The sequence below is a fragment of the Pseudoalteromonas sp. Z9A6 genome (assembly GCF_011378805.1).
Taxonomy (GTDB): Bacteria; Pseudomonadota; Gammaproteobacteria; order Enterobacterales; family Alteromonadaceae; genus Pseudoalteromonas; species Pseudoalteromonas distincta.
Genome location: NZ_WTKZ01000092.1, coordinates 1 through 9,392 on the forward strand (window position 1 = coordinate 1; position 9,392 = coordinate 9,392).

The window sequence follows — 9,392 nt, forward strand, 5'->3', positions numbered from 1 at the left end:
AGAATTTGGAATTAAAAATGAAAAATAAAATAACTGATAAAACATCTCAAAAAAAAAAAAAAAAAATAAAACTCATTACCCTAAGTAGTTTATTTACTGGCTTAGCTGTCGTGTCAACTACGGCATTATCATATAACGATGCCGCTCTAGAAAAAACGCCAGCAGTAGAGCAATCCATCGTATTAAAAACTGACCATGATCATGACTCTGAAAGTGAAGAAGTGCATGACGAAAGTGGTCATGAACATGGTAGTGATGAAAGCAAAGACGACCATGCTGCGGAGGAGAAATCTGATGACGGTCATGACCATGGTAGTGAAACAGCGAGTAAAGAAACAGCTGAAGAAGAACATGAAGAAGGCATAAGTTTTAGTCCAGAAAAAATGGCACTCGCCAATATCAAAGTGACTAACTTAAAGCCGGCAATTTTTGCTAAAAGTATCTATGCACCAGGAGAAATAAAAGCGAACGGTTATACCAGTTACATTGTCTCTTCACGTACTGAATCGGTAGTGATCAGTCGTCATGCTATTTTAGGTGAACATGTGACTAAGGGTCAGTCTTTAGTTACCTTATTTAGTGAATCAATGGCCGAAGCACAAGCACAATATCGTGTTGCTTACAGTGAGTGGCAACGAGCTAAAAAATTGGGCCTTGGCACCGTCAGTGAAAGCCGCCTATTAGCCAGTGAAACAGATTACATTTCAGCTTATGGTCGATTAACTGCCTTTGGTTTAACCAAAGCAGCCATTAAAGATATTGTAAAAAACAACTCATCAAATCTTGGTGAATATACCTTAGTCGCTCAGCGCTCTGGTGTGGTTTTAAGTGATGATTTCTCTCAAGGACAACGTGTGCCTGCCGGTGAAAAAATCATGGTATTGGCTGATGAAAAAGACTTATGGGTTGAAGCGCGTGTTTCGCCAAATAAAAAATTAAGTCTTCCTATTGGCACCATTGCAAAAGTTGAGTTTGCCGGGCAAGTGCATGTTGCCAAGGTCATTCAAGAAGCACATACCATTGATCCAAGTACGCGTACCCGAATCGTTAGACTGTCGGTTGAAAATACTGATGACAGTTTGCATTCAGGCATGTTTGTTAATGTAAATTTTCAGTTTGATACGCAAAGCCCTGTAATAGCAGTACCAGAAACAGCATTAATGCGTGGTGCCGATGGTGATTGGACGGTATTTGTTGAAGACCATCCTGGTGAATTTAAAGCCGTTGAAGTTGAATTAGGTCAGCCATTAGGCAATTACCGTCAAATTATCGGTATTGAGCCTAATACCCGTTTGGTAACAAAAGGTGCCTTTTTTGTTGCGTCAGAAATAGCAAAAGGCGGATTTGATCCGCACGGCCACTAGGGGAATAAGATTATGTTTAATAAAATAATTGATTGGTCGATCAATAATCGACTCTTAGTAATTATCGCCCTAATTGCTACTATGGCAGGCTCTGTTATGGTGATCCCAAAACTAAATTTAGATGCTTTTCCTGATGTAACCAATGTTCAGGTAGCGGTTAATACTGAAGCACCGGGCTTAGCCGCTGAAGAAGTAGAGCAGTTAATAACCTATCCCATTGAAGCAGTAATGTATGCGTTGCCTGATGTAGAGCAAGTACGCTCTATTTCAAAAACGGGTTTATCGGGTGTTACTGTTGTCTTTAAAGAAGGCACAGACATCTACTTTGCTCGCCAGTTAGTATTTGAGCGTTTACAAGCGGCAAAAGAGTTAATTCCGCAAGGCGTGGGCACACCAGAAATGGGACCTAACACCTCAGGTTTGGGTCAAGTTTTTCAGTATTTGTTAATTGCAGATAAAGATTCTGGTTATGATTCTATGACCTTAAGGAGCTTGAACGATTGGATAGTAAAGTTATTGGTTATGCCGGTAGATGGTGTTACCGACGTCTTATCTTTTGGCGGCAACGTCAGACAGTATCAAGTCAACATTGAGCCAAGTAAATTATTATCATATGAGTTAACGCAAGACGATATTGTTACTGCACTCGATAACAACAATGCCAATGTTGGCGGTTGGTACATGAACCGTGGACAAGAGCAATTAGTTATTCGTGGCACAGGTTGGTTTAATAGTGGCGAAGCAGGTTTAGCTGATATTAGACAAGTACCGGTTAAAACGGTTGATGGTACTGTGGTGACTATCGAAGATGTAGCCAAGGTTTCGCTGGGTAGTGAAATACGCCAAGGCGCAGTTACTATGACGCGCAGAGATGCACAGGGTAACATTGAAAACTTAGGTGAAGTGGTTTCAGGTATCGTATTGAAACGTATGGGCGCAAATACTAAAGTGACAATCGACGGTATAAGTGCACGTATTCCAATGATCAACCAAGCACTACCTGAAGGCGTACGTTTTGAACCTTTCTACGATCAGGCAGATTTAATTACTAAAGCAGTTGATACTGTAGTGCAAGCATTAGCGCTGGCATTTATATTTATCGCTATCGTACTTGCTCTGTTTTTAATGAACTTACGCGCAACCTTTTTAGTGTTAATTTCAATTCCTATTTCAATCGCTATCGCCTTAATGGTGATGTCTTGGATAGGTTTATCGGCAAACTTAATGTCGTTAGGTGGTATCGCTGTTGCTATTGGTATGTTGGTTGATGGCTCTGTTGTGATGGTTGAAAACATGTTCAAACACCTTAATAGACCTGATTCAACACATTACAAAAATGCGCAAGCGAGAACGTTAGGCACAGATGCTGATCCCCACGATGTAGAACATGATAAAGAAGGCATTCCTCTACGATTAAAAGAAGCAGGAAAAGAAGTTGCACGCCCGGTATTTTTTGCTGCCTCTATTATTTTAGTGGTATTTACACCGTTATTTAGCTTTGAAGGAGTGGAAGCTAAATTGTTCCAGCCGATGGCTATCAGTATTATTTTAGCGGTTATTTCGGCTATTTTAGTGGCACTGTTTGTGGTTCCAGCCTTAGCAACCTTTATGTTTAATAAAGGCGTTAAAGAAAGAGAAAGTTTTGTCTTAAAACCATTAGATAAGCTTTATCGAAAAGGCCTCAAAGCCGCGATGAAACACACGAAAGTAGTTATTATTGCTTCATTATTGTTACTTGTGGGTGCAGCATCTTTAATACCTCAAATAGGGACTGAATTTGTACCAGAATTAGAAGAGGGTACCATTAACCTAAGAGCAACATTAGCGCCATCAGCAAGTTTAGAAACAGCCTTGTCGGTTGCTCCAATTCTTGAAGAAAAGTTAATGGAGTTCCCCGAAGTTGAATATACCCTAAGTCGAATTGGACGTGCTGAAATCGGCGGTGATCCTGAACCAGTTAATAACATCGAAATTTACATTGGCTTAAAACCTGTTTCAGAATGGACAAGTGCCAAAAATCGCGTTGAATTACAAGGTTTAATGGAAGAGAAACTTGAGCAATTCCCAGGGTTATTACTTAACTTTTCACAGCCCATAGCGACTCGTGTAGATGAATTACTGTCAGGAGTTAAAGCGCAACTTGCCATTAAATTGTTTGGACCAGAATTAGATATGTTGGCGAGCAAAGGTCAAGAAATTGAAGCGGCAATCAAACAAATTGATGGCGCAAGAGATGTAGCCTTAGAGCAAATCGCTGGTGAAGCACAGTTAGTGATTAAACCGAAAAGACAGCAATTGTCACGTTTTGGTTTGTCAGTTGGCGATGTCATGGAAGTGGTTAAAAACGGTATCGGTGGCGTTAGCGCTGGCCAAATAATCAATGGTAATGAACGTTATGATATTTATGTTCGCATTGAAGAAAAATACCGTGATAACCAAGAAGCTATTGCAGATCTGAGAATACAATCACCTACGGGTGCTTGGGTACGTTTAGGCGATATTGCTACCGTCAGTTTTGAATCTGGCCCACCACAAGTGCGACGTGATGATGTACAGCGACGCGTGGTAATTCAAGCCAATGTTCAAGGTCGAGACATGGGAAGTGTTGTTAGCGACATTCGTGCAGTTATTGATAGCAAAGTAGATTTACCTGCAGGTTATTCTGTAGTGATTGGTGGTCAATTTGAAAACCAACAACGTGCGCAGCAGCGACTATCAGTGGTAGTGCCTCTATCATTGGCACTAATTGCCTTGCTACTTTATTTCGCCTTTGGCTCTGTTGGTCAAGCGATGCTTATTTTAGTGAATGTACCCTTGGCCGTTATAGGTGGTATTTTCTCACTGTATATTTCAGGTCAATACTTGTCAGTGCCAAGTTCAGTCGGCTTTATCACTTTGTTTGGTGTCGCCGTGCTTAATGGTGTAGTCATGGTAGAAAGCATTAACCAGCTGGTAAAAGATGGTATAGACACCTCAAAAGCTGTTTTTGATGGGGCAGTATCTCGTTTACGTCCAGTATTAATGACCGCCATTACTTCTGCGTTAGGTTTAATTCCAATGCTGATGTCCAATGGAGTTGGCGCTGAAATTCAACGACCACTGGCGAGTGTTATTGTTGGCGGTTTGGTTACTGCAACGTTACTCACCTTGTTTGTGTTACCGGTTTTATATGCTTGGTTCTCAAAAGCCAAAATCAAAGATCTTAGAGACTAACGCGCTAGATAACTTAGTGACTTACTCATTAACTTACAAATTAATAAAGTAAGTAACTAATTTGATAGCACTATAAATCGCTACTAGCTAAGCTCTTGTCAAAAGCAGGGCTTAGCCAGTCATTTTCACTCGATGCAGAGATTCAATAGTAGGCTTTTATTAGCTTCGAATTTTTGCATCCTAAATTTAGGGAATAATGATGAAAAAGCTGTCGTTTTTCAATTATTCGCCAAACCTCCTTATTATCGCCACCGTGCTATTTATTATAGTGACGGGCAATTCTACATTTTTTGAACAAGTTAATTCGGTATACCCGTGGCAAGATAATCAAGGTTTTATTATCGCGCTGACTCTTGTGGTAATGAGTGTATTAACCATTATTGTGTCATTTTTCAGTATTATCATTCCCGTTCGAATAGTACTGAGCAGTCTTTTACTCTTATCTGCCATGGCTGGTTATTATACCGATAGCTTTGGCACCATCATTGATAATGTAATGATTCAAAACATTGCTGAAACGAATATCGATGAAGCAACTGACTTACTGTCATTTGAGTATTTTTTAACTGTTTTGTTGTTAGCCATAGTACCTATAGCTTGCCTTTTTATGGTCAAAATAGATAAATCGTCATGGACAAAAAACTGTTGGCTACAAATAAGTAATACCATCATGGCACTTGGTGTAATTACTGTTTCACTTTATATTTTTAGTGCTCAATTCACTAATTTCTTTAGAGAACACAAGCCATTAAGATTTTACTTAAATCCTATCTATCCCATTTACTCTACGGGATTTTTCCTCAAGGACGTGCTTGAACAGCAAGAAAATAACGAATTTTTAATGGTAGTAAACTCTGCCAATGATATTGATAAAGAGTCGCATAAAAAACTCTACATTGTCATTGTCGGTGAAACTGTCCATGCGGGTAATCTTTCTATAAATGGCTATAAACGAGAAACTACACCATTATTAGCTCAAAGAGATGATTTAATTAGTTTTGATAAATTCTATGCTTGTGGCACATCAACCGCGATTTCGGTCCCTTGTATGTTTTCATTCGATAACCGAGAGTCATTTGATAATAAAAAAGCACGGCGAACACAAAACGTATTAGATGTTATTTCCAAAGCCGGGGTAAGTGTCCTTTGGCGAGACAATAACTCTAGTTCAAAAGGCGTCGCAGATCGTGTCGAATACCAAAATTTCAAATCACCTGAGCTAAATTCAGTGTGCGATATAGAGTGTCGTGACATTGGTATGTTAGACGGTTTACAGGGGTATATTGATGATCAAGAAGGTAGTGTACTCATAGTGCTTCATCAAATGGGCAACCACGGCCCGGCATATTACAAACGATACCCCAAAGACTTTGAGAAGTTCACTCCTGCCTGTCAAACAAGCGAACTCTCCGCCTGTGAAACTAGCGAAATTGTTAATGCGTATGATAATGCCATTCTCTATACCGATTACTTTATCAATGAAACCATTAATTTATTAGAAGAGAACAATACCAACTTTGAAACTGCCATGTTTTATATTGGCGATCATGGTGAATCGTTAGGTAAGAACGGACTCTACTTACATGGTATGCCTTACATGCTGGCGCCTGAAGAACAGACTCATGTACCTTTAATTGCTTGGTTCGGCTCTTCATCACACTACAATATGGAAAGTACGGTCAAACAAAGTAAAAAAGAAAGTTCTCACGATGCTTTTTCTTTTTCTTTACTACATGCGTTAAATATCAGCACAGATATGTCATTGCCTGAAAAAGCGCCATCACCACTATTTGTTATGCAAGAGGAAGAGTAAATGTCAAATAATAACCATACGCACAGCCATGCACATAACCATGACGGAAAATTAAGCATGGCAGTATTTATCAATATTTTACTTACTGTGGCCCAAGTTATCGGCGGGGTTTTATCAGGTAGTTTATCCTTGATTGCTGATGCGCTTCATAACCTCAGTGATGCAGGCGCTATCGTTATTGCGATTGTTGCGAGAAAAATTGCAAGAAAACCCGCTAATAGCCAAATGACTTTTGGTTTTAAACGGGCTGAAATTATCGGGGCATTAATCAACACTACTACCCTTATTATTCTTGGTATATATCTCATTTATGCCGCAGTTGAGAAGTACTTTAACCCTCAACCTATTGATGGTTGGATTGTTGTTTGGATTGCGACAATAGCCTTAGCGATTGATTCCATAACCGCGTGGTTGACTTATCAAGCAGGCGCGAAGAATAACTTGAATCTCAGAGCGGCATTTATTCATAATTTATCTGATGCCTTTGCTTCTGTCGTTGTCATTGTTGCGGGTAGTTTGATCATTTTATATCAATGGTATGTTGTCGATTTATTGGCAACCATACTTATCTCGGTTTATGTGGTGTACCACGGTATTATTTTAGCTAAGCAAAGTATTCGTATTTTAATGCAAGCGGTCCCCGTTGATATCGATATCGATAAGATTTGTAAGGATATCGAATCAATGGAGAATGTTGAAAAAGTAAGACACATTCATGTGTGGCAATTAGATGATAGCGAAGTGTATTTAGAAACCAGTGTTAACTTAAAAACGATGGAACAATTCCAAGATCTTAAGCCAATTAAAGATTTGCTCGCAGCTCAATACGGTATTCACCACTCGACCATAGAAGTGGTAGTAGGGAACACCTTGCAAATGGAGAATTGTTTTGAACTTGAGTAAACACCTGCTTTATTCAATGTATGCATTAACGCTTATTGCTTTTTTATTTGAAACAACAAATAGCGATATTTGGCTTCAAAATTTGTTATTCAATGCATCCAACCAAACGTGGTTAATTGATAAATATGAAGAGCCTTATCGTTTTATTTTTTACTTGTTGCCTAAATACAGCATTATTTTGTTGGCACTGTCGCTCATTGCTTTTTACGTTATCGCTTGTAGACGCAAGTACTCTAAGCACTTTCAAAAGCGATTATTAGTGGTTATTTTCTCTTTGATGTTAGTGCCGTCAGTCATCGGCGGTTTAAAAGCAACAACCAATGGTGCTTGTCCTGCGCAGCTTGAACTATATGGCGGCGATGTCCCTTATGTTAAGGCGTTTGAATTAATGCCTGAATCGTTTGAGTCAACTAAAAAGTACAAGTGCTTTCCTGCGGGTCATGCCAGCGGTGGTTTTGCCTTAATGTCATTATTCTTTTTGTTTTATCGTCCGAAATACCAATGTATTGCGATAGCGTTTGCTGTTTCTACTGGCTGGATTATGGGGAGTTATAAGATGGCGATAGGTGACCATTTTTTAAGTCACACACTAACAACGATGACGTTGTCATGGTTAATCATTTGTTTGATAGCCGCGGTAGTGTTTCGTACCTTACACTTTCCTAATTCCAAACCTAATGCTAAGAATAGCCAACAGGAGCCAATCAATGGGTACTAAGCAAAAGCCGACGGGAATAAAACGAATATACCTAGCAGCGGGGCATTCACTCAGAGCGTTTAAATGGCTGATAGCAAATGAAGCAGCGTTTAAACAAGAATTCTGGCTGTCAGTTCTTCTCGTTGTGGGCTGTTTATTCTTTCCATTTTCACTTTTTGAGTACGTGATTCTTTGGTGCGCTTTATTATTCGTATTGTTGGCAGAAATCTTCAATACCGCTATTGAGGCAGTAGTCGATAGAATTGGCGCGGAAATTCATCCGCTGTCAGGTTTAGCGAAAGACTTAGGCTCTTTGGCTGTGATGGTGAGCGTTATCATCGCAACTTTAATATGGGCTGGTGTATTTATTCAGCACTTGAGCTTATGAAGTGTAAATGTTATTAGAATGTATAATAATTCAAAAATATATTTAATCTAATACTCTATGTTAGACAATTAAGAATATTTTCAGCCATGTCCGCTATAGATCAAAAAATACAAACATTTTTAGCCAAAACACTCAAATAGTAACTTCTGCTGTAAGCGTATAGCTAACGACACCTAGCCTTGCTTAATATTCCAAGGTAGCAGTGGCTCAAGGTTACTTGGCTGCTCTGCAATATGTTGCAAGCACGTTGAGATGTAGTCATGCACTACAAGAGCATTTGCCTTTGCGGTTTCAACAAGACTATAGAGTATGGCGCTGGCATGCGCGCCATTACTGGTATTTGAGAACAGCCATAAAACCGCCCTATTACGAACGGTTTTATGGCTCGCTCTGCTCGGTTATTATCAATACTGAGCCTGCCATCATCGAGGTAACGCCTGAATTTCTCAAACTGGTTTATCGCATAGGTAATTGCTTTCCCTAGCGCCATTTGGGGAGGGATTTTATCTTTGTGTTTGAGTAACCATTGATACAATTCATCAACGATTGGTTTGGCTTTTTGCTGCCTAACGGTGAATTTTTCACTGACCGATTTACCTTTGATGGCTTGCTCAATACCATAGAGTTTGCGAATAAGGTTAAGTGCTACATCCGCTTTAACGGTTTTTTTATTATTGCCTTTGGCCTCGATGAACTTACGGCGTATATGAGCTAAGCACGCAACCAGTGTTGCCTTCGTTTGCTCGTATGCTTTGTAGCCGTCAACGTGCATGTAGCCTTGATAACCGTCAAGAAAACCAACTACACAGTGGGCCGCGCGACTATTATGATAATCAAACAGGACAATATTAGTGTCTTTACCCGGCTTATCATCGCCACAACAGTACAGCCACATATAGCTGGTCGCTTTCTCTGCGTTAATAACGTTTAACGAGGTTTCATCGCCTATAAATCACCGCAATTAAGGTGAGCGTCTAGCGAACTACACCTATGTTTTAAAATTCCAGGGTAACA

8 protein-coding genes are annotated in these 9,392 nt (G+C 39.7%); 6 read left to right on the plus strand and 2 right to left on the minus strand.

Features of this window, described 5'->3' with window-relative positions; genetic code table 11:
- Window positions 1-17: 17 nt before the first annotated feature.
- From GQR53_RS19700 to GQR53_RS19725, 6 genes are all read left to right on the plus strand, one after another.
- Entirely contained in the window at window positions 18-1,364 is a 1,347-nt protein-coding gene (locus GQR53_RS19700; RefSeq protein ID WP_165744999.1) for an efflux RND transporter periplasmic adaptor subunit, read from the plus strand.
- 12 nt (window positions 1,365-1,376) lie between these two features.
- On the plus strand, window positions 1,377-4,577 hold the full coding sequence (locus GQR53_RS19705; protein WP_165744965.1) for a CusA/CzcA family heavy metal efflux RND transporter: 3,201 nt from the start codon (window positions 1,377-1,379) through the stop codon (window positions 4,575-4,577).
- Between the two features lie 199 nt (window positions 4,578-4,776).
- The gene (locus GQR53_RS19710; protein ID WP_165744966.1) at window positions 4,777-6,390 is read left to right on the plus strand and encodes a phosphoethanolamine--lipid A transferase; all 1,614 of its coding nucleotides are present in this window, start codon (window positions 4,777-4,779) and stop codon (window positions 6,388-6,390) included.
- Window positions 6,391-7,293, plus strand: coding sequence for a cation diffusion facilitator family transporter (locus GQR53_RS19715; protein ID WP_016899514.1), 903 nt, complete (start codon window positions 6,391-6,393; stop codon window positions 7,291-7,293). It begins immediately after the preceding gene.
- On the plus strand, window positions 7,280-8,011 hold the full coding sequence (locus GQR53_RS19720) for a phosphatase PAP2 family protein (RefSeq protein ID WP_002962876.1): 732 nt from the start codon (window positions 7,280-7,282) through the stop codon (window positions 8,009-8,011). The genes GQR53_RS19715 and GQR53_RS19720 overlap by 14 nt, the downstream gene beginning before the upstream one ends.
- A complete protein-coding gene (locus tag GQR53_RS19725) occupies window positions 8,001-8,378 on the plus strand; it encodes a diacylglycerol kinase (RefSeq protein ID WP_010554758.1) in 378 nt (125 codons plus the stop codon). The genes GQR53_RS19720 and GQR53_RS19725 overlap by 11 nt, the downstream gene beginning before the upstream one ends.
- Before the next feature lie 173 nt (window positions 8,379-8,551).
- Here GQR53_RS19725 and GQR53_RS22810 read toward each other — a convergent pair whose 3' ends face one another.
- Window positions 8,552-8,644 (minus strand): hypothetical protein, encoded by a 93-nt coding sequence (locus GQR53_RS22810; RefSeq protein WP_082355734.1) that lies wholly within the window; start codon window positions 8,642-8,644, stop codon window positions 8,552-8,554.
- Window positions 8,644-9,273 (minus strand): IS66 family transposase, encoded by a 630-nt coding sequence (locus GQR53_RS19730; protein ID WP_240917511.1) that lies wholly within the window; start codon window positions 9,271-9,273, stop codon window positions 8,644-8,646. The genes GQR53_RS22810 and GQR53_RS19730 overlap by 1 nt, the downstream gene beginning before the upstream one ends.
- Window positions 9,274-9,392 lie beyond the last annotated feature (119 nt).

Excerpts from the sequence above, each read along its gene's own strand:
- GQR53_RS19700 (WP_165744999.1), top strand. The coding sequence starts at position 18 with ATGAAAAATAAAATAACTGATAAAACATCTCAAAAAAAAAAAAAAAAA.
- GQR53_RS19705 (WP_165744965.1), top strand. The coding sequence starts at position 1,377 with ATGTTTAATAAAATAATTGATTGGTCGATCAATAATCGACTCTTAGTA.
- GQR53_RS19710 (WP_165744966.1), top strand. The coding sequence starts at position 4,777 with ATGAAAAAGCTGTCGTTTTTCAATTATTCGCCAAACCTCCTTATTATC.
- GQR53_RS19715 (WP_016899514.1), top strand. The coding sequence starts at position 6,391 with ATGTCAAATAATAACCATACGCACAGCCATGCACATAACCATGACGGA.
- GQR53_RS19725 (WP_010554758.1), top strand. The coding sequence starts at position 8,001 with ATGGGTACTAAGCAAAAGCCGACGGGAATAAAACGAATATACCTAGCA.
- GQR53_RS19730 (WP_240917511.1), bottom strand. The coding sequence starts at position 9,273 with ATGTGGCTGTACTGTTGTGGCGATGATAAGCCGGGTAAAGACACTAAT.